The organism is Pseudomonas agarici (genome assembly GCF_001543125.1).
GTDB lineage: Bacteria > Pseudomonadota > Gammaproteobacteria > Pseudomonadales > Pseudomonadaceae > Aquipseudomonas > Aquipseudomonas agarici.
This window is the reverse complement of record NZ_CP014135.1, coordinates 1,638,410-1,658,506: the sequence shown is the minus strand read 5'-3', so window position 1 is coordinate 1,658,506 and position 20,097 is coordinate 1,638,410. Positions and strand designations below refer to the sequence as shown.

The following is a 20,097-nucleotide window of genomic DNA, read 5'->3' as shown; positions in this document are numbered from 1 at the left end:
TCCCACTCGTTAATACACGAGCCTACAAGCCACCCGTCGCCTGAAACCCAACGCCCAATACCGTCAACACCGACAGCGGCAACAGCAGCGTGTCGAGCAAGGCACTGGCCGGCAGGTCGACGCCTGGATAGCTCGGTGCCTCGGCGCCGAAGCGGTCGCTGGCACAGCATCCGCCTTGTATCGCATACAGGTCCAGCCGCGTCCCGGAATAGACGATGGGGGCACCGGTCTTGCCGGCGTCCAGCGTGCGCACCGTCGCACACCCCGCCAGTAGCAAGGCCAGCAACAGGTACAGCGGCGACTTACTCATCGCTGCTCAAATGATGTTCGCCCCAGCGCGGCAACATATCCTGAGGAATGTTCAGCACATTGAGAATCCGTGCCACGACAAAATCCACCAGGTCGTCGATGGTCTGCGGCTGGTGATAAAAGCCCGGCGACGCTGGCAGGATGGTCGCGCCCATGTTCGACAGCTTGAGCATGTTCTCCAGGTGAATACTCGAATACGGCGCTTCACGTGGCACCAGGATCAGCTGCCGACGCTCCTTCAAGGTAACGTCCGCCGCCCGCTCGATCAGGTTGTTGCACGCCCCCGTGGCGATAGCCGACAAGGTCCCGGTAGAACACGGCACCACCACCATCGCCGCTGGCGAGCCGGAACCCGAGGCAACCGGCGACATCCAGTCTTCCTTGCCATAAACGCGGATCTGCCCCACCTGTGCGCCAGTGTATTCGCTCAGGAACGCCTGCATCGTCTGGGGTTTGGGCGGCAAGCTGACATCCGTCTCCGTTGCCATTACCAATTGTGCAGCCTTGGAGATCAAGAAATGCACCTCACGGTCCTCGCGCACCAGGCAATCGAGCAGGCGCAAGCCGTACTGCGCACCGGACGCACCGGTCATCGCCAGGGTGATGCGTTCCGGGCCGCTCACTGCAAGGCCTCGGCCAGCTTGCCGTGCAGGCCGCCGAAGCCGCCGTTGCTCATGATCACCACGTGAGTACCCGGTTTAGCCTGGCTTTTCACGCGTTCGATAATACCGTCGAGGGAGTCACTGACAATCGACGGCACGGTGCACAAGGCGGCGGTCGCCCCCAGGTCCCAGCCGAGATTGGCCGGTGCATACCAGATCACCTGGTCGGCCTGGACCACGCTTTGCGGCAAACCGTCACGATGGGCACCGAGCTTCATGGAGTTGGAACGCGGTTCGATAATGGCAATTATCGGCGCATCGCCGACCTTCTTGCGCAAGCCGTCGAGGGTCGTGGCAATAGCCGTCGGGTGATGAGCGAAGTCGTCATAGAGACTCACGCCATGGACTTCGGCGACTTTCTCCATGCGCCGTTTCACGCTCTTGAAGGCACTCAGGGCCGCGATGCCCATGGAAGGCACTACGCCAACATGGCGGGCCGCCGCCAGGGTGGCCAGGGCGTTAGCGACGTTGTGCTGACCGGTCATGTCCCACTCGACCACACCTTGCGCGACGCCTTCGAACATCACCTCAAAACGCGAGCCGTCCTCACTGAGCAACTTGACCTGCCATTGCCCGCCGACACCGGTGGTCTGCACCGGCGTCCAGCAGCCCATCTCGATCACGCGCTGAAGGGCCGGCTCGGTGGTCGGATGAATCACCAGGCCGTCGCTGGGGATAGTGCGCACCAAATGGTGGAATTGTCGCTCGATGGCTGGCAGATCCGGGAAAATATCCGCGTGATCGAACTCCAGGTTGTTCAAGATCGTCGTGCGTGGGCGGTAGTGGACGAACTTGGAACGCTTGTCGAAGAATGCGCTGTCGTACTCATCGGCCTCGATCACGAAGAACGGCGTAGCGCCCAACCGGGCCGATACCGAGAAATTCTGCGGCACGCCACCGATCAGGAAACCTGGGCTCATGCCCGCGTGCTCCAGCACCCAGGCCAGCATACTGCTGGTGGTGGTCTTGCCATGGGTGCCGGCAACGGCCAGGACCCAGCGGCCTTGCAGCACATGATCGGCCAGCCACTGTGGGCCGCTGACATAGGGCAGGCCCTTGTTCAGTACGTATTCGACGGCGGGGTTGCCACGGGACATGGCATTGCCGATCACCACCAGGTCGGGTGCCGGATCAAGCTGGGCCGGGTCGTAGCCCTGGGTCAGCTCGATGCCCTGTGCCTGCAATTGCGTGCTCATTGGCGGATAGACGTTGGCATCGGAGCCCGTCACGTGATGGCCCAGCTCTTTGGCCAGAACCGCCATCGACCCCATGAAGGTGCCGCAGATACCCAGAATATGAATGTGCATAGTCGACCTCGTAAAACATGGCCGCAGGTTAGCCCAGGGCGGGCGAAATCGCACCTGGTGTTTCAGGTTCGAGGGCCTTGCCGGGCGATGCCGTGCTTGCGCAGCTTTCTATAGAGGGTATTGCGACTGATCCCCAGTTGCTCGGCGGTATGGGTCATGTGCCAGCGCTGCTGCTCTAGAGCGTTGAGCAAGGCCAGGCGCTCGGCATCTTCCAGCGCATGCTCCGGGATCCGGTCAAGCGCCATCGGCGTGTTGGGCGGTGGCGTCTGGCGAATCATCGCCGGCAGGTGCGCCATACCGATCAATCCATCATCAGACAACGCCGTTAGCGTGCGCAGCACCGTGCGCAACTGCCGCACGTTGCCCGGCCAGGCGAAATCCAGCAGAGCCTGGCGCGCTGGCGCATCGATCAACACACGCTGCCCGGCGGCTTCCTCCGCCAGCAGCAAATCCAGCAATTGGGACTTGTCGCTGCGTTCACGCAAGGGCGCCAAACCGATTTCCAACCCATTGAGCCGATAATACAAATCCTCGCGGAAGCTGCCGTCCCGCACCCGCTCCAACAGATTACGGTGGGTCGCACTGACAATCCGCACATTGACCGCTTCGGGTTCTCCACCGATCGGCACCACCTGCCGATCCTCCAGCACCCTCAGCAATCGGGTCTGCAATGCCAGCGGCATATCGCCGATCTCATCGAGAAACAGTGTGCCGCCATCGGCCTGCTGCAACTTGCCACGCATGCCTTCCTTGCGTGCGCCGGTAAAACTGCCCCCCCGATAACCAAACAACTCACTTTCGATCAGGCTTTCCGGAATCGCGGCGCAGTTGAGGGCGACAAAGGCCTTTTGCGCACGCCGACTGGACCGATGCACCGCCTTGGCGAACACTTCCTTGCCCGAGCCGGTTTCGCCGTTGATCAGCAACGGCACATCGCGCTCGAAGACCCGCAACGCCTTGCGAAAATCATTCTGCAAGCCCTCATCGCCCAGGCAAATGCCCGACAGGTTGCCCCGTTCGCGGCTGACCGGTGACGGCGCCAATGGCTTGGGCACACTGCGCGGCTGGCCGCGCAACACCGCGAACAACCCACGCCCATCCTGTGTGCGTAACGGCCAACTGGCGCTGGCCTGGGCACTCGCACGGCCAAACAATTCATCCAGTGGGCAATCGAAAAAAGCATCCACCGACTGCCCCAGCAACTCGCCGCGGGTATGTCCCAGCAGGTTCAAGGCGCTCTGGTTGACCGCGCTGATCCGCCCTGCGCCGTCGAACGCCAGCAGCCCCTCGCTGAACAGGCCCACGGACTCGGCCTGCAGGTGAAAGCGCAGTAACCAGTGTTTGTCGTAATAACGCAGGAAATAGCAGCTCTCGATCATCTTCGCCGAGAGGTTCACCAGGGCCATGGTGTGGAATTGGCTCTGCCGGGACACCTCGGGGCGCGCGGAGGACACATCCAGCACCGCCAACAATTCACCCTGGGGATCGAAGATCGGGCTGGCCGAGCAGGTCAGGCCGGTATGGCGACCGCGAAAGTGTTCGTCCTGGTGAATGGTCAGCGACTGCCGCTCCACCAGGCAGGTGCCAATGCCATTGGTGCCTTCACAGGCCTCGCTCCAGTCGGCGCCGAGCCAGAGCCCGGCGCGCTCGAATATCCGGCGCTCGGTGGCTGCGGTGACACAGTTGAGGATCACGCCCTGGGAATCGGTCAGCAACACCGCATGACCGGCGCCGGAGAGTTGCTGATGCAGACTGGTCATTTCGTTGCCGGCGATCTGCAGCACGTGTTTGAGGCGCTCGCGACTTTCCAGCAGGCGGTCGTGCTCAAGTACCGTGGGAGCGACGTTCAAGGAAGGGTCGAGGTGATAATCCTCAAGACAGCGCAGCCAGGAGCGGGCAATGGACGGATCGCTGCCTGGGCCATGCAACTGCTGCCTACCTTGGGTCACGGTCAGCACCTGCCGGGCGTGACGACTCAAATGGTTGTTGTGCATTTCTGGTGATTCTCCCGGGGGTGCGAGTCGCGGGGCCGAAGCGAATGTCCAGCATCCTCCAGCCACCCACGCATTGCAATCGCTCCACGACCGATGCGTCACAGGCTGTACCAATAACGTTACAAACTGTCACCCAGGCTGTACCCACCACGCCACAATGCATCGGCCACGACTTCGTACCTATGCCGCCAAGCTCTGTTGCAGTGGGGTTTGGGCGCACTGGCCCGACCTTTGCTCTACGCCTTACTCAGCGCGACTCCCTCATAAGCACAAAGCCAAGGAGACACTCACCATGCGTTACGCCCACCCTGGTACCGCCGACGCCATCGTTTCGTTCAAAGCCAAGTACGGCAACTACATCAATGGCCAATTCGTCGCCCCCGTGGACGGCCAATACTTCACCACCACCTCGCCGGTGAACGGTCAGCCGATTGCCGAGTTCCCGCGCTCCAATGCCAAGGACATCGACAAGGCCCTGGACGCCGCCCACGCCGCGGCGGATGCCTGGGGCAGCACCTCGGCCCAGGCGCGCTCGCTGATCCTGCTGAAGATCGCCGACCGTATCGAACAGAACCTCGAACTGCTGGCCATCACCGAAACCTGGGACAACGGCAAGGCCGTGCGTGAAACCCTCAACGCCGACATCCCGCTGGCCGCCGACCACTTCCGCTACTTCGCCGGTTGCCTGCGCGCCCAGGAAGGCAGCGCCGCCGAGATCGACGGCAACACCGTGGCCTATCACATCCACGAACCGCTGGGCGTGGTCGGGCAGATCATCCCGTGGAACTTCCCCCTGCTGATGGCCGCGTGGAAACTCGCCCCAGCCCTGGCCGCCGGTAATTGCGTTGTCCTCAAGCCCGCCGAGCAGACCCCGCTGGGCATCTGCGTGCTGATGGAGCTGATCGGCGATCTGCTGCCGCCAGGCGTGCTGAACGTGGTGCAGGGGTTCGGTAAAGAAGCCGGCGAAGCCCTGGCCACCAGCAAGCGCATCGCCAAGATTGCCTTCACCGGTTCGACTCCGGTCGGTTCGCACATTATGAAATGCGCAGCCGAAAACATCATTCCGTCCACCGTGGAGCTGGGTGGCAAATCGCCGAACATCTTCTTCGAAGACATTATGCAGGCCGAGCCAAGCTTTATCGAAAAAGCCGCCGAGGGCTTGGTACTGGCGTTCTTCAACCAGGGCGAAGTCTGCACCTGCCCATCCCGCGCCCTGGTGCAGGAATCGATCTATGACGAATTCATGCTGGCGGTGATGAAAAAGATCAGCCAGATCAAGCGTGGCGACCCACTGGACACCGATACCATGGTCGGCGCCCAGGCCTCCGAGCAGCAATTCGACAAGATTCTTTCCTACCTGGAAATCGCCAAGGGCGAAGGCGCGCAACTGCTGACCGGCGGTAAGGTGGAGAAACTCGAAGGCAACCTCGCCAGCGGTTACTACATCCAGCCGACCCTGCTCAAGGGCACCAACAAAATGCGCGTATTCCAGGAAGAAATCTTCGGCCCGGTGGTCAGCATCACCACTTTCAAGGACGAAGCCGAAGCCCTGGCGATCGCTAACGACACCGAGTTCGGCCTCGGTGCCGGCTTATGGACCCGCGATATCAACCGCGCCTACCGCATGGGTCGGGCAATCAAGGCCGGTCGCGTATGGACCAACTGCTACCACCTGTACCCGGCGCATGCCGCGTTCGGTGGTTACAAAAAGTCCGGTGTTGGCCGTGAAACCCACAAAATGATGCTCGACCATTACCAGCAGACCAAGAACCTGCTGGTGAGCTACGACATCAACCCACTCGGGTTCTTCTAAGACCTGACACCGCTATCGTCAGCCAACTGGCTCCAGGTTTTTGGGTCGCTCAAATCGTCCCGATTCGACCCGGATACCGCCGCAGCCAGCTTGGCCGAGGATGAGGTCCCATAGGCACTCCATAACGCCCGGCCACCCAGGCTCGGGCAACCCGTGCCCGCCGTTCGGCGACGCAACATCGAAAGTCCGGTACATCCCACAATAAAAAAGACAAGCGAGGACTTATGACGACACCCACAGAACTCAAACCGACCCTCGGCACCCTGCACCTGTGGGGCATTGCGGTCGGGCTGGTGATCTCCGGCGAATACTTCGGCTGGAGCTATGGCTGGGGTACCGCCGGCACCCTGGGCTTCCTGGTCACCGCGCTGATGGTGGCAACCATGTACACCTGCTTTATCTTCAGTTTCACCGAACTCACCACCGCGATTCCCCATGCCGGTGGGCCATTTGCCTACAGTCGCCGCGCCTTTGGTGAAAAAGGCGGGTTGATTGCCGGCATTGCCACCCTGATCGAATTCGTCTTCGCTCCACCGGCGATTGCCATGGCGATCGGCGCCTACCTCAACGTCCAATATCCCGGGCTCGATCCGAAGATCGCCGCCGTTGGCGCCTACTTCGTCTTCATGACCCTTAATATCCTCGGCGTTAGCATTGCCGCCACCTTCGAACTGGCGGTCACCGTACTGGCCGTCGCCGAACTGCTGGTGTTCATGGGCGTGGTCGCGCCGGGCTTCAGCTTCAGCAATTTCGTCCTCAATGGCTGGTCGGGCTCGAACACCTTCAGCATCGACTCGATCCCCGGCATCTTCGCCGCCATCCCCTTCGCCATCTGGTTCTTCCTCGCCATCGAGGGTGCCGCCATGGCCGCCGAAGAAGCCAAGGATCCCAAGCACACCATTCCCAAGGCCTACGTCAGCGGCATCCTGACCCTGGTATTTCTGGCCATCGGCGTAATGGTCATGGCCGGCGGCGTCGGCGACTGGCGCCAGTTGTCGAACATCAACGACCCACTGCCCCAGGCGATGAAAGCCGTGGTCGGCAGCAACTCGGGCTGGATGCACATGCTGGTGTGGATTGGCCTGTTCGGCCTGGTGGCGAGCTTCCACGGGATCATCCTCGGCTACTCGCGGCAATTCTTCGCCCTGGCCCGGGCCGGCTATCTGCCCCCTTCATTGGCAAAGCTCTCGCGCTTCCAGACACCTCATCGCGCCATCCTGGCGGGCGGTGTAATCGGTATCGCGGCGATTTACAGCGATGGATTGATCAACCTGCAGGGTATGAGCCTGACGGCAGCGATGATCACCATGTCGGTATTCGGCGCTATCGTGATGTACATCATCAGTATGCTCAGCCTGTTCAAATTGCGCAGGACCGAGCCGAACCTGGAGCGGACCTTCCGCGCGCCAGGTTATCCGATCGTTCCCGGCATCGCCCTGGCGCTGGCAATGGTCTGCCTGGTGGCGATGGCCTGGTTCAATATGCTGATCGGCCTTGTTTTCCTCGGTTTCATGGCGGCGGGCTTCATCTACTTCCAGTTGACCGCGCACCAACGCTCGCGAGCCCCGGCGGACGCTATGCTCACGGGTAACTGAGTTGCACTCGTGCGGGGCGCCCGCCCTACAAAACGACAACGCCAACCCATCGTGGCGAGAGGCTTGCCACAATGGGTTGTTCGCCGCCACAGAAACAGTCCGGACTCAGGAGGACACAGTCCATGGCCACATTCGCCCACTCCGTCGGCGCCCAGACCTATCGTTTCGATAGCCTCAAGGAGCTCATGGCCAAGGCCAGCCCCGCACGCTCCGGGGACTTCCTTGCCGGCATCGCCGCACAGAACGACGGCGAGCGCGTCGCCGCCCAGATGACCCTGGCCAATGTTCCGCTCAAGCATTTCCTCGAGGAAACACTGATCCCCTATGAAACCGATGAAGTCACCCGGCTGATCATCGATACCCACGACAAACAGGCCTTCGTGGCCGTCAGCCACTTGACCGTCGGCGGCCTGCGCGACTGGTTGCTCAGCGACGCCGCCGACGAACAGAGCTTGAGTGCCCTGGCCCCCGGACTGACCCCGGAAATGGCCGCCGCCGTATCGAAGATCATGCGCGTGCAGGACTTGGTCCTGGTCGCCCAGAAAATCCGCGTCGTCACCCAGTTTCGCGGCACCCTCGGCCTGCGCGGTCGCCTGTCGACCCGCCTGCAGCCCAATCATCCGACCGACGACCCCGCTGGCATCGCCGCCAGTGTTCTCGACGGCCTGCTCTACGGCAATGGCGACGCCATGATCGGCATCAACCCGGCCACCGACAGCCTGAGTTCGATCTGCGACCTGCTGCACCTGCTCGATGCGGTCATCAGGCGTTACGAGATCCCGACCCAAGCCTGCGTGCTGACCCATGTCACCACCTCCATCGAGGCGATCAACCGTGGCGTGCCGCTGGACCTGGTGTTCCAGTCCATCGCGGGCACCGAGGCAGCCAATGCCAGCTTCGGCATCAACCTCAACGTCCTGCAGGAAGGCTACGACGCCGGCCTGAGCCTGAATCGCGGCACCCTCGGGCAGAACCTGATGTATTTCGAGACCGGCCAGGGCAGCGCCCTGTCGGCCAACGCGCATTTCGGCATCGACCAACAGACCTGCGAAACCCGCGCCTACGCCGTGGCCCGGCACTTCAAGCCGTTCCTGGTGAACACCGTGGTTGGCTTTATCGGCCCGGAATACCTCTACAACGGCAAGCAGATCATCCGCGCCGGCCTTGAGGACCATTTTTGCGGCAAGCTGCTGGGGGTGCCCATGGGCTGCGACATCTGCTACACCAACCACGCCGAAGCCGACCAGGACGATATGGACACCTTGCTAACCCTGCTGGGCGTGGCCGGGATCAACTTCATCATGGGCATCCCCGGCTCCGACGACATCATGCTCAATTACCAGACCACTTCGTTCCACGACGCCCTCTATGCCCGCCAGACCCTGGGCCTGAAGCCCGCGCCGGAATTCGAACAATGGTTAGCAAAGATGGGTATCTTTACCCAGGCCGACGGCAAGGTGCATTTTGGCAACCGCCTGCCCCCGGCGTTTCGCCAGGCACTGGCGCAGCTCGGATGAACGACATGGCCAAACAGATCGATAGCGACAACCCCTGGCTGCCACTGCGCCGCCTGACCTCGGCGCGGATCGCCTTAGGCCGCACGGGCACCAGCCTGCCCACCCGCGCACAACTGGATTTTCAGTTCGCCCATGCCCAGGCCCGCGATGCCGTGCATCTGCCATTCGATCACGCCGGCCTGAGCGCCCAACTGGTCGCGCGCGGGCGCGCCACCCTGCTGCTGCACAGTGCCGCCGCCGACCGTCATAGCTATCTGCAACGCCCGGACCTGGGGCGCAAGCTCGACAGCGCTTCGACCCAACAGCTACACGAACATACCTTGGCCAATCCCGGAGGGGTCGACCTGGCCATCGTCGTCGCCGACGGCCTCTCGGCCCTCGCCGTGCATCGCCATGCGGCACCGTTCCTGGCGCGCTTGGAAGAGCAGATCGCGGCGCAAGGCTGGTCGTTGTCACCGGTGATACTGGTCGAACAGGGTCGCGTGGCGGTGGCCGATGAGATAGGCGAACGGCTGGGCGCAAAGATGGTAGTGATCTTGATCGGCGAGCGGCCGGGCCTAAGCTCGCCGGACAGCCTGGGGTTGTATTTCACCTATAATCCAAGGGTCGGTTTGACCGACGCCTACCGCAACTGCATCTCCAACGTCCGGCTGGAGGGCATGAGTTACGGCATGGCTGCTCACAAACTGCTGTACCTGATGAAAGAAGCTTGCCGCCGACAACTGTCGGGGGTCAGTCTCAAGGACGAGGCCCAGGTGCAAACATTGGAAAGCCAATCGGATGCCCATTCAAACAGCAACTTCCTATTGGGTCCCAGCCAAGACTGATCGTCATCCGGATTGCGCTTTCGCGGCGCTTTGGCAAACATCCGCGTTACGACTGCCCGAGTGCACCGTTTGCCGTCATATCGAAGAAGTTGAGGCCTGATCTATGCGGATTACCCAAGCGCCCCTGGAACATCTGGACCTGTTGACGCCTCTGTTCGTCAAATACCGTGAACTCTATGGCGCGCCGCCTCTCCCTGATTCGTCCCGTGATTTCCTGGAAAAGCGTCTGCGCCGCAAAGAGTCGGTGATCTACCTGGCCCTGGCGGACGATGACGACAACAAACTGCTCGGTTTCTGCCAGCTCTACCCCAGCTTCTCCTCGCTGTCCCTCAAGCGCGTGTGGATCCTCAACGACATCTACGTGGCCGAACACGCCCGGCGCCAACTGGTGGCCGACAACCTGATGCGCACGGCGAAGAAAATGGCCCGCGAAACCCACGCGGTACGGCTGCGGGTGTCCACCAGCAGCGACAACGAGGTGGCGCAGAAGACCTACGAATCCATCGGCTTTCGCGAAGACAGCCAATTCAAGAACTACGTGTTACCGATCAGTGAAGACTGATCGTCCAGGACCACTCTCTGCGGGAGCTGGCTTGCCCGCGAAGCGGCTAGCGGCCTCCTCGGCCCCTGCACAAGCTCGCTGCCACGGTGTCAGGCGCCTACACCCGCCCCGCGACATCCTTGGCTACAAACTCTACAGGCAGAATCCTCTCTAGCTCTTATAATCCAGACTTCCCAAGAATGTACGAAAAAACTACATTCGACGTAGTTAACTACGCGTCTACTTTTCTTTGCACAGGTCTGCCGAGCCAGACCGTCAACACAGGTGCCACCCATGGATTTCAACCCGCTAGACCTGATCCTGCATCTCGATGTGTACCTCGACCTGCTGGTTAACAATTACGGGCCATGGATCTATGCCATTCTGTTTCTGGTGATCTTCTGCGAAACCGGCCTGGTGGTCATGCCGTTTCTGCCGGGCGATTCGTTGCTGTTCATCGCCGGCGCGGTGGCTGCCGGTGGCGGCATGGACCCGGTCTTGCTCGGTGGCCTGCTGATGGCAGCGGCGATCCTCGGCGACAGCACCAACTACATCATCGGCCGAACCGCCGGCGAAAAACTCTTCAGCAACTCGAACTCGAAGATCTTCCGTCGCGACTACCTGCAAAAGACCCACGATTTCTACGACCGCCACGGCGGCAAGACCGTGACCCTTGCGCGCTTCCTGCCGATCCTGCGGACCTTTGCCCCATTCGTCGCCGGCGTCGGCAAGATGCCTTATCCGCGCTTCGTCATGTTCAGCGTACTGGGTACCGTACTCTGGGTCGGCGGCCTGGTGACCCTGGGCTACTTCTTCGGCAATGTGCCTTTCATCAAGAAAAACCTGTCGCTGCTGGTCGTCTTCATCATCATGCTGTCACTGGTGCCCATGATTATCGGCGTGCTGCGCAGCCGCTTCGGCGCTACGTCCAAAGCCGAGACACACTGAAACCGTGTGGTCGCTGAGTGCCTGGCGTCGGCAGCGGGTCCTCGCCCGTCATCCCGTCGCCGCCGAAACCTGGCAGCAAGTGCGCGAACACCTGAGCCTTCTCGACGGTCTGAGCGACGCCGAGGAGCGCTGGCTGCTGGAGCACAGCGTGCTGTTCCTCAATGAAAAACATCTGAGCGCCCTGCCCGGTGTCGAACTGGACCCGCAAGGCCGCCTGCTGCTGGCGGCCCAGGCGCAACTGCCGTTGCTACACCTGGGCGACCTCGACTGGTACTCGGGTTTCCACGAGATCATCCTCTACCCGGACGACTTCCTCAGCCCGCAGCGCCATCGAGATGCCAGTGGCGTCGAGCACCAATGGGACGGCGAACACAGCGGCGAAGCCTGGCAGCGCGGACCGGTCATCCTCTCTTGGCCAGGCGTGCTCGCCGGCGGTGCCTGGGAAGGCTACAACCTGGTGATCCATGAACTGGCGCATAAACTCGACATGCTCAACGGCGACGCCAACGGCCTGCCGCCACTGCACCACGACATGCGGGTCAGTGAGTGGGCCAAGGTGATGCAACACGCCTACGACGACCTCAATCGCCAGTTGGACCGCCACCCCGACTCCGAGACCGCCATCGACCCCTATGCGGCGGAAAATCCGGCGGAATTCTTCGCGGTTACCAGCGAATATTTCTTCAGCGCTCCGGATTTGCTGGTCGCAGCCTACCCGCGAGTCTATGAGCAACTGCGCGCGTTCTACCGCCAGGACCCGCTGACCCGGTTGCGGCACCTGCAGGCCCATGACTTACGGTATAAGACTGAAGCCTAAAGCCCGCGCGTCCTGCGACACGTGGCATCCACCCTGGAATGTGCCTATAATCGCCGCCACTTTTTGGTCAATCCGACCAGTGTTTTTGGGTCAACTAACGGGGGTATCGCCCATGAGCTACAGCAAGATTCCGGCTGGCAAAGACCTGCCGAACGACATCTACGTCGCGATCGAAATTCCGGCCAACCATGCGCCGATCAAATACGAAATCGACAAAGACAGCGATTGCCTGTTCGTTGACCGTTTCATGGCCACCCCGATGTTCTACCCGGCCAACTACGGTTTCATCCCCAACACCCTGGCCGACGACGGCGACCCTCTCGACGTACTGGTTGTGACCCCTTACCCGGTCACTCCAGGTTCGGTGATCCGTGCGCGTCCGGTTGGCATCCTGCATATGACCGACGACGGCGGCGGCGACGCCAAGGTCATCGCGGTCCCGCACGACAAGCTGTCCCAACTGTACGTCGACGTGAAGGAATACACCGATCTGCCCCCCCTGCTGCTGGAACAGATCAAGCACTTCTTCGAGAACTACAAGGACCTCGAGAAAGGCAAGTGGGTGAAAATCGAAGGCTGGGGTGATGCCGCAGCCGCTCGCGCCGAGATTACCAAGTCGGTTGCCGCGTACAAGGGCTAAATCGCCTGCGTGCCCGCTACTGAAGAACCCCGGTCCGCCGGGGTTTTTTGTGCCTGTCCAGCCAAAAACAAACAAATTGTTTATTTAATAAACATCACCAGTCGCACATAGAAATACAGGCGTAGGAATGATCAACCTAATCCATCATCTTGTGTGATTTCGCTGGCTATTTTTGAACACCTGGTTTATTTAAACAAATGTGACACACCAGTAAACTCCGTGTTCATGAATACATCAGGTGATCGCTTAAGGGCCCTCCTGCGGGAGTGCCATCTTTCAGCTTCGGACTTCGCTGCCAACCGGCAGGTGACGCCGCAGCACGTCAATAACTGGTTCAAGCGTGGCATCCCCATGGCACGTATGGACGAGATAGCCGAGCTTTTGTGTGTCAACAGCCGCTGGCTGCGTGCGGGTGACGGTCCAAAACATCCCGGTACCTCGGTCGGCGAGACAGAGGGCGACCACTCGCACCTGCCAGTCAACGAAAAAGCCCCCTACTCGGCCCGCGAAGACCTGGCCGCCACCGAACGCAACGACGTGCAACTCCCGCTCTACAAGGAAACCCCCGTCAGCCCCGGCGCCAAGCAGACCCAGGTCGCCGCCATGCCCGGGCGCAAGGTGCGCCTACCGTATCGGATCCTGCAAGCCATGGGTGTCGACCCCGACAAGGCCATCTGCGCGCCAATGACTGGAAACAGCATGGCCGAGAAGATCCAGGACGGTTCCACCATTGCCATCGACCGCAGCTTGACCCAGGTCGTGGACGGTGAAATCTATGCGCTGGAACACGACGGCATGTTGCGGGTGAAATACGTCTACCGCCTGCCGGCAGGCGCCTTGCGGCTACGCAGCCACAACAGCGACGAATACCCGGACGAAATCTTCACGGAAGAACAGATCGAGCAGCAAAACATCCACATGCTGGGCTGGGTATTCTGGTGGTCGACCCTGAACAAGCGCCGCCCACCGGTGCCCTTTAAATAACCTCAAAGAGCCACTATCGATAAAGACAACAGCTCTGCGTAGCGCTTTTCGCTGGGAATCTGCCGTAAATATGGGTATCCTGCGCCGCACATTCGGGCAGCGTCGTGTGAAAGCAGCTCCGGCGCGCCCTGATGCAGTGCAAGACTGTTGCGCAGCATCCCACCACCAGACATCGCGATTCTGGATATATGTTTTGAAGGCGGACAAGGCTTACCAAAAATAAGCCAAACCCGTCCCCGAGAAGCCGGCCACAAGCCGGCTTTTTTAATGCCTAAAATTTCATATATTTCAAACACATCGGCCTGGTGAAATTTTCCGACCCACACTCTAACCCACACTTTTGGGCGATCCTTCCTTCACATTAGCTATTGCAGGATAAGCATGCGGGGAAGAGAATCGGGACGGCACTGATTGAGCAGCGGACGCTTGCTGGAGCGGAGGGGATCAGAACGGCCTACCACGCTATGAGACTGACGCCGCCCTTCAAGAATTTGAATGCTATCGCTCAGCGCCCGCATGGCGGTCGGTTTGTTCCGGCCATCATGTGATCCTCTGCAAACCCACCAAGCTGGTATATTACGCCCCTATTTTGAGGGCGGCTTTTGAATGAATGTAATTGACCTTTTCTCTGGGCCTGGCGGTCTCTCCCTCGGCTTGAGGCAGGCGGGCTTCAAAGTCATCGCCAATGTCGAGTTCAACAAAGATGCCATGGCCACCTACATCTCGCATGATGTCGACTCAGAACACTTCAACCAGGATATCCAGACAGTTTCCTTTGAGCGTTACCGGGGAAAGGTAGACCTGATTGCTGGTGGGCCGCCGTGTCAGCCCTTCTCGATTGGTGGACTCAGGAAGGCCGCTGGCGACTCTAGAGACATGATTCCAGAGTACATTCGGTGTCTTAGAGAAGTTCAACCTGAAGCTTTCATCATGGAAAACGTGCCCGGGCTAACACTGAAAAGAACACGGCCATATTTTGATCGTATTCTCTCCGAGCTTGCGGACTGCGGATACTTCATCAACTGGGCTATCGTTAGCGCTGCTGACTATGGCGTCCCGCAAAAGCGCAAAAGACTGTTCGTCCTAGGCTGCAAGCATAAGCAGCTTCTTTTCCCCGCACCCACCCATGGCCCAAATGCAAGTAAACCTCATCTAGGTACATTTGAAGTCCTGGGAACAGCGCCGATAGGTGAAGCACCAGATTGCCCTGTCGTTTATGCCAAATCACCAGATTTGCGGCCAAGCCCTTACGCCGGCCACGTATTTAACGGTGGGGGGCGCGCCATTGACCCCAGCGGCCCATGCCACACGATTCTCGCATCGTCAGGTGGCCACAAAACTCACTGGATAGATACACTAGGTATCGTCCCCGAGTATCACGCTCATCTAAAGGCCGGTGGCGCCCCACGCACAGGTCATCTACCCGGTGCCCGGAGGCTTAGCGTTCAAGAATGTGCGTTGATACAAACCTTCCCTGTAGATCTACAGTTTTCAGGCAAACGCTCAGCACAATATAAACAAGTGGGAGATGCAGTCCCACCAGTGTTGGCCTTTGCCATCGCCGATGCTGTGTATAAGCAACTACAAGACCGCCCGGTTCAGGGCCTGGTTACTCCCTATAATATTAATATATCGAGTCAAGGCGAGTTATTCATATGTCAAGGAATGTGAGTGTTGAGGGTGCAGTACAGTTGATTCTACAGCGACTGGACATCCTCACATCAGGAGGTACGCTAGGTGCGCCAGCCCCGAGCCAAATTCAAAGTATTTTTTCATCACAGATAGATAACAGCGGGGGAAGCGTTCGACTTGCCTCTATATTCTTGATTGCTTACTCGCTTCTAGAGCCAACCTGGGATTATCGAAGTATCCCGGTTGGAATCAGAGGACAGCATGGTGATAAGAGATTAGCTGGAGCCTTAACAGAGCGATATGTAACCCTTCATAAAAATATTACGGCATTTGGGGAAAACTTAGGTTGGAAGGGTAATGTACGCTCGTTCGATCTTTCAACCGACCCTAGATTTTCAACTTACATCGGCCACATTTCGAAACTTACTCAGAACCAGCGTGAGGTTCTATTGAATCATGCGATTTGGAAAATCAGTGGTTCGCGAGTAATCCCCAAAGCACTCCCCCCACTCCCTTCAAGCTATCTGTCTTACGCCAGATGCTTGGATCTGTGCGAGCGAATTCTGGCAGTACCATCTGAAGGACACATACAGCAGTTTTTAGTGGCGGCCTTCATAGAAGTACACAGGAAAAGGTATGGTCACACGGTGGCAACCCATCACCCCCACGCATCTGATACTTTTGATGGAACTGTGGGCGATATCGAAGAGTTCAGAGACGGTGCATTGGTTGCTGCCTATGAAGTCACGGTTCGAAATGACTGGAAAAACCGACTCGCTGACTTTGGCAAAAAAGCCAGAAAGGGTAATCTTGCCAAGTATATTATCATCGCCTCAAATGTCAGAAACGATGCCCATCTTTACCCTGCAGCAAGCTTAATGAGCTTCGTTGACAACTTAGACTTTGACCTGGCGATTATTGATATAAAAGATTTTTTCTGTGTATTTTGCGCAGAATTGAGACGAGACGAGCTTGCCGAGGCGTTCAACCGAGCATATGAACACCTGGTCGACAACAAGCTTTGTGGACGGCAAGACTTTCAGAATGCCTATAAAGCAATCACTGATAGCTGGTTAGAGTTCCCCTCAGGCCAATCAAATATTCTGAATTGCTAGTAAGACTCAGGTCTCCCGTTTCTTGCGAGTAAAACACCAGCATCATCTGCAACCACCTTTACTTTAAAGCTAAGAGGTCACTGATTTTCTGTGTAAAATCAGTGACCTTGTGGGTTTTTTATATCTTCACTACTCACCCCCCTGGGAACTTTTTCGTCGAGAAAAGAATGTTCCCTCACCACGTAACAATGGCCACTTAACCCGCAAGATAGCTCCAAATGGGATTGGTGCTCTCCTGCGATATCAAAATGACTTGACCTAGCAGACCTAGAGATGATGGAATCATGAAATGCCTTCAGGAGGCGAGCGGGTGCCCTGGTACTCTGGGACGCACTCAGAGAGATGGCCGGTGGTGAGATAAAGCTTATTGCCACCGAATCTAGCGACTTACTTTTACGTGGTTGCACCCGTGATAGCCCGACTAACGTCGGGCTTTTTTATGGAGAAAGATAATGAGCTTGGAAAATAAGCTAATCGATCTGATTGAAGTGGAAGCACTGAAACTCTCAGACAGACAACATGCCTACCACAATGCGCTTCACCTCGAACATGAGCGAAAAACAAAACGACTAACAGATCCAGGAGCAAAGGAGGTAAAAACTCCTAGCTACTGGATTAAGGACAAAAAATTTAATCCGTTTTACGTTCAAAAAAACAAAAAACAAATAGCTTATTCTATTGCAAAAAAAATCATGGCGGGGACTTACACCCCCAATGAACCAATCCTAAAACAAATACCAAAACCTTCCGGCGGCAATCGATCCGTAACAATATATCAAATACCCGATGCTGCCGTATCCAGGATGATCTACGAACAACTCATTAGAAAAAACAAACATCGCTTCAGCTCTTTTTCATATGCATATCGTAATGATCGAAACGTGCACTTTGCTATACAAGATATAGGCATCGAACCAACTCAAAACTCAAGAATATATGTAGCAGAGTTCGACTTCTCAAAGTTTTTCGACAGCATTGATCACGTATACTTGTTTAGCCAATTTGATAAAAATGGCTTTCTTATTAGTGCACATGAAAACCAGGTTATTCGATCATTCCTGGGCACAAGCGGCAAAGGTATTCCACAAGGAACATCAATATCTCTCTTCCTAGCTAACTTAGTTTGTTGGCGGCTCGACAGGGAGCTAGAGCAAGCTGGTCTACGGTTCGCACGATATGCAGACGATACGATTATATGGTCAAAAGACTACGACAAGATAAGCAAGGCATCGCAAATAATAAGTAATTTTTCTTTTGACGCTGGCATTGCCATAAACTCTGAAAAGTCGAAAGGAATTAGATTGCTATGCAAGCAGACCATGAAAATAGAGATGGAAAGCACACCTGCTATTGAGTTTCTCGGCTATTCAATTTCTACCGACAACATCTCTATCAAAGCAACCTCAGAAAACAAAATAAAAAGGCAGATCAATTACATACTCTACAAACACTTAATCCAGCCACTGCGAGGCGCGAAACTTGCCGCCCTTACAATCCCAGCCAACAACAAAGACGAGAACCTGGTAAGTACGGTTATGGAAATAAGACGATACCTTTACGGGGATCTAACAGACCAGATGATTGCAAACTATATAAGTGGCGTAAGCAACCGTATATTTTTCAAAGGAGTTATGAGCTTTTACCCACTGATAAACAATGAGACACAATTGAAAGACCTTGATGGCTGGCTCATAACTGCCATCTACAAAGCTATCAACCTCAGGGGGAAATTATTAAAAGCCTGGGGACACAATCGCGACCACAACTTCCCGTTCAACGTCACAAGAAACAACATATTAACTGAGTTCAGGCGACAAAAAATTCATGGTAAGAAGCTATTAAATCCACCTAGTTTCTACTTTGTATACCAGGCACTCAAAAAGGGACTATTGGACTTCGGGGTGGAGGGTGTAATGAACCCCGCCTCCAATACCTATAACTACTACGGCTAACGTTCCCAAGGCTGTCAAGGGGAGTGCGGAGGCCGCAGCCCGTAAGGGCGAGCAGGAACGGGCGAGCAGCTCAGCAACGCGGCCCTTGATAGCAGCTTCAAAAACAGCCTGTCAGCAGGGGACTGGGGAGTGTATTTCACCCCAGCCCCCTGCCCCGTCGGCGAGGCGCGGGGATAACAAGGGGCTGCGCCCCTTGGTCTACAGTCCAGCGGCACGCTGGCCCACCATTGACGAAGTCAATGTGTAGTGGGTTACACAAAGTGTTGCGTTGCCCTTTGCTCCATCGGCAGACTACAAATAGAACAACTAGACGGGTAAACCGCAGCCATGCAAAACGCTATTTTTTTGAACAATGGCCAGAGAATGATGTGGGCCGAAGCCGGCACCACTTTTTCAGGCGAACAACTTAATCAAGTTATCAAACGCGCTTTGACTGACTTACCTGTCGATCAACCGCTAAACGCTTTTTATGAAATCCGGCGATTCGATGTTCCACATGCCTTCGACGCACTTCTAAAGCTTCAAAACACAGGCTCAGCGAAGCGGCACATAGAAGTTGACAAAGAGAAACACGAATATCGTGAGGTTTTAAGAGTCGAAACAACGCTCCTTGACCTAATCATGGAGGCCATCGCGATGATCCTGGATGTACTCTTCCGTGTCCTCGGGGGAACCTTGAAGGGCACTTCACCTCTCTCGCCAGAGCCACCTGTGGTGGCCCCTATTTTTCCAAAATACTTACCATCCTGGAAAAAGAATCAACCTCGTATCGAGCACGACGATGACGGTTATACCCGGTGAACTTCTGGTCAACGGAGTAGCGGTATGGGTTATGCAATTTTGAGAGCTAAGAAACTGAAGAGCTTTGGAGCGGTGGCACGTTCCGCTAGGCATACTCACAGGGAGCAGCTAACACCGAACGCTGATCCCGCTATGACTAGCCGAAACAGGACAGTCGGAGCGAAGGGGACAAGCCAGGTACTCGCGGCCCTAAAACGCACCCTCCCGACAAAAAGGCGAAAGGATGCGGTACTGGCCATTGAATACCTGGTAACCGCGTCCCCAGAAGTTTTTAAGCGGCACGGAGGGCGGCTTGATGACACAGGGAATGGCTATTTTGCGGATGCTCTGAAATGGCTACTGAATCGCCCCGGGTTTCGTAGACACCTCTTTGCCTTAAACTGAGGCCAATTAGGAGGTGCCATGAGCAACCCGCGTTACCCCGAAGAATTCAAAATCCAAGCAGTCAATCAAGTGACCGAAAAGAAGCTGCCTGTCGCTGAGGTAGCGGCCCGTCTTGGCGTGTCGACGCATAGCCTCTATGCCTGGATAAAGCGCTACAGCAAACCTCAAGAAGAACGGCAGCAGGATGATGATCAGCACGCTGAACTGCGTCGTCTGCGAGCGGAGCTCAAGCGCGTTACTGAAGAGCGAGACATCTTAA

19 protein-coding genes are annotated in these 20,097 nt (G+C 57.2%); 15 read left to right on the top strand and 4 right to left on the bottom strand.

What is annotated here, in order from left to right:
• Window positions 1–22 precede the first annotated feature (22 nt).
• The 4 genes from AWM79_RS07250 to AWM79_RS07235 form a co-directional block, all read right to left on the bottom strand.
• Entirely contained in the window at window positions 23–310 is a 288-nt protein-coding gene (locus AWM79_RS07250; RefSeq protein ID WP_017131399.1) for a YceK/YidQ family lipoprotein, read from the bottom strand.
• A complete protein-coding gene (gene ubiX, locus AWM79_RS07245) occupies window positions 303–932 on the bottom strand; it encodes a flavin prenyltransferase UbiX (RefSeq protein WP_017131398.1) in 630 nt (209 codons plus the stop codon). The genes AWM79_RS07250 and ubiX overlap by 8 nt, the downstream gene beginning before the upstream one ends.
• Entirely contained in the window at window positions 929–2,278 is a 1,350-nt protein-coding gene (gene mpl, locus AWM79_RS07240; RefSeq protein ID WP_060782517.1) for a UDP-N-acetylmuramate:L-alanyl-gamma-D-glutamyl-meso-diaminopimelate ligase, read from the bottom strand. The genes ubiX and mpl overlap by 4 nt, the downstream gene beginning before the upstream one ends.
• Before the next feature lie 62 nt (window positions 2,279–2,340).
• Window positions 2,341–4,272, bottom strand: a complete 1,932-nt coding sequence (locus AWM79_RS07235) for a sigma-54-dependent Fis family transcriptional regulator (RefSeq protein WP_060782516.1) — start codon at window positions 4,270–4,272, stop codon at window positions 2,341–2,343.
• A 292-nt stretch (window positions 4,273–4,564) separates the two neighbouring features.
• On the opposite strand from AWM79_RS07235, the gene exaC reads away from it, so the two are divergent.
• From exaC to AWM79_RS07160, 15 genes are all read left to right on the top strand, one after another.
• A complete protein-coding gene (gene exaC, locus AWM79_RS07230) occupies window positions 4,565–6,085 on the top strand; it encodes an acetaldehyde dehydrogenase ExaC (RefSeq protein WP_060782515.1) in 1,521 nt (506 codons plus the stop codon).
• Between the two features lie 224 nt (window positions 6,086–6,309).
• Complete coding sequence (eat, locus tag AWM79_RS07225) at window positions 6,310–7,680, top strand: ethanolamine permease (protein WP_060782514.1); 1,371 nt, start codon at window positions 6,310–6,312, stop codon at window positions 7,678–7,680.
• A 122-nt stretch (window positions 7,681–7,802) separates the two neighbouring features.
• Window positions 7,803–9,197, top strand: coding sequence for an ethanolamine ammonia-lyase subunit EutB (locus AWM79_RS07220; protein ID WP_060782513.1), 1,395 nt, complete (start codon window positions 7,803–7,805; stop codon window positions 9,195–9,197).
• The gene (gene eutC / locus AWM79_RS07215; RefSeq protein ID WP_156430092.1) at window positions 9,194–10,024 is read left to right on the top strand and encodes an ethanolamine ammonia-lyase subunit EutC; all 831 of its coding nucleotides are present in this window, start codon (window positions 9,194–9,196) and stop codon (window positions 10,022–10,024) included. The genes AWM79_RS07220 and eutC overlap by 4 nt, the downstream gene beginning before the upstream one ends.
• 103 nt (window positions 10,025–10,127) lie before the next feature.
• Window positions 10,128–10,586: a GNAT family N-acetyltransferase gene (locus AWM79_RS07210; RefSeq protein WP_060782512.1), complete on the top strand. Its 459-nt coding sequence runs from the start codon at window positions 10,128–10,130 to the stop codon at window positions 10,584–10,586.
• Between the two features lie 273 nt (window positions 10,587–10,859).
• The gene (locus AWM79_RS07205; RefSeq protein ID WP_017131390.1) at window positions 10,860–11,513 is read left to right on the top strand and encodes a DedA family protein; all 654 of its coding nucleotides are present in this window, start codon (window positions 10,860–10,862) and stop codon (window positions 11,511–11,513) included.
• A gap of 4 nt (window positions 11,514–11,517) precedes the next feature.
• Complete coding sequence (locus tag AWM79_RS07200) at window positions 11,518–12,330, top strand: M90 family metallopeptidase (protein ID WP_060782511.1); 813 nt, start codon at window positions 11,518–11,520, stop codon at window positions 12,328–12,330.
• A gap of 112 nt (window positions 12,331–12,442) precedes the next feature.
• A complete protein-coding gene (gene ppa / locus AWM79_RS07195; protein ID WP_017131388.1) occupies window positions 12,443–12,970 on the top strand; it encodes an inorganic diphosphatase in 528 nt (175 codons plus the stop codon).
• 225 nt (window positions 12,971–13,195) lie between these two features.
• The gene (locus AWM79_RS07190; RefSeq protein ID WP_060782510.1) at window positions 13,196–13,954 is read left to right on the top strand and encodes a LexA family transcriptional regulator; all 759 of its coding nucleotides are present in this window, start codon (window positions 13,196–13,198) and stop codon (window positions 13,952–13,954) included.
• Between the two features lie 606 nt (window positions 13,955–14,560).
• Window positions 14,561–15,625, top strand: a complete 1,065-nt coding sequence (locus AWM79_RS07185; protein WP_060782509.1) for a DNA cytosine methyltransferase — start codon at window positions 14,561–14,563, stop codon at window positions 15,623–15,625.
• On the top strand, window positions 15,610–16,701 hold the full coding sequence (locus AWM79_RS24905; RefSeq protein WP_156430091.1) for a hypothetical protein: 1,092 nt from the start codon (window positions 15,610–15,612) through the stop codon (window positions 16,699–16,701). The genes AWM79_RS07185 and AWM79_RS24905 overlap by 16 nt, the downstream gene beginning before the upstream one ends.
• Window positions 16,702–17,153: 452 nt before the next feature.
• On the top strand, window positions 17,154–18,653 hold the full coding sequence (locus AWM79_RS07175) for a reverse transcriptase domain-containing protein (RefSeq protein ID WP_060782507.1): 1,500 nt from the start codon (window positions 17,154–17,156) through the stop codon (window positions 18,651–18,653).
• Between the two features lie 327 nt (window positions 18,654–18,980).
• Window positions 18,981–19,454: a hypothetical protein gene (locus tag AWM79_RS07170; RefSeq protein ID WP_060782506.1), complete on the top strand. Its 474-nt coding sequence runs from the start codon at window positions 18,981–18,983 to the stop codon at window positions 19,452–19,454.
• A 24-nt stretch (window positions 19,455–19,478) separates the two neighbouring features.
• Window positions 19,479–19,838, top strand: coding sequence for a plasmid recombination protein (locus tag AWM79_RS07165; RefSeq protein WP_060782505.1), 360 nt, complete (start codon window positions 19,479–19,481; stop codon window positions 19,836–19,838).
• Between the two features lie 18 nt (window positions 19,839–19,856).
• Window positions 19,857–20,097, top strand: a 241-nt coding sequence (locus tag AWM79_RS07160) for a transposase (protein ID WP_060782504.1), incomplete at its 3' end; no start/stop codon positions are given.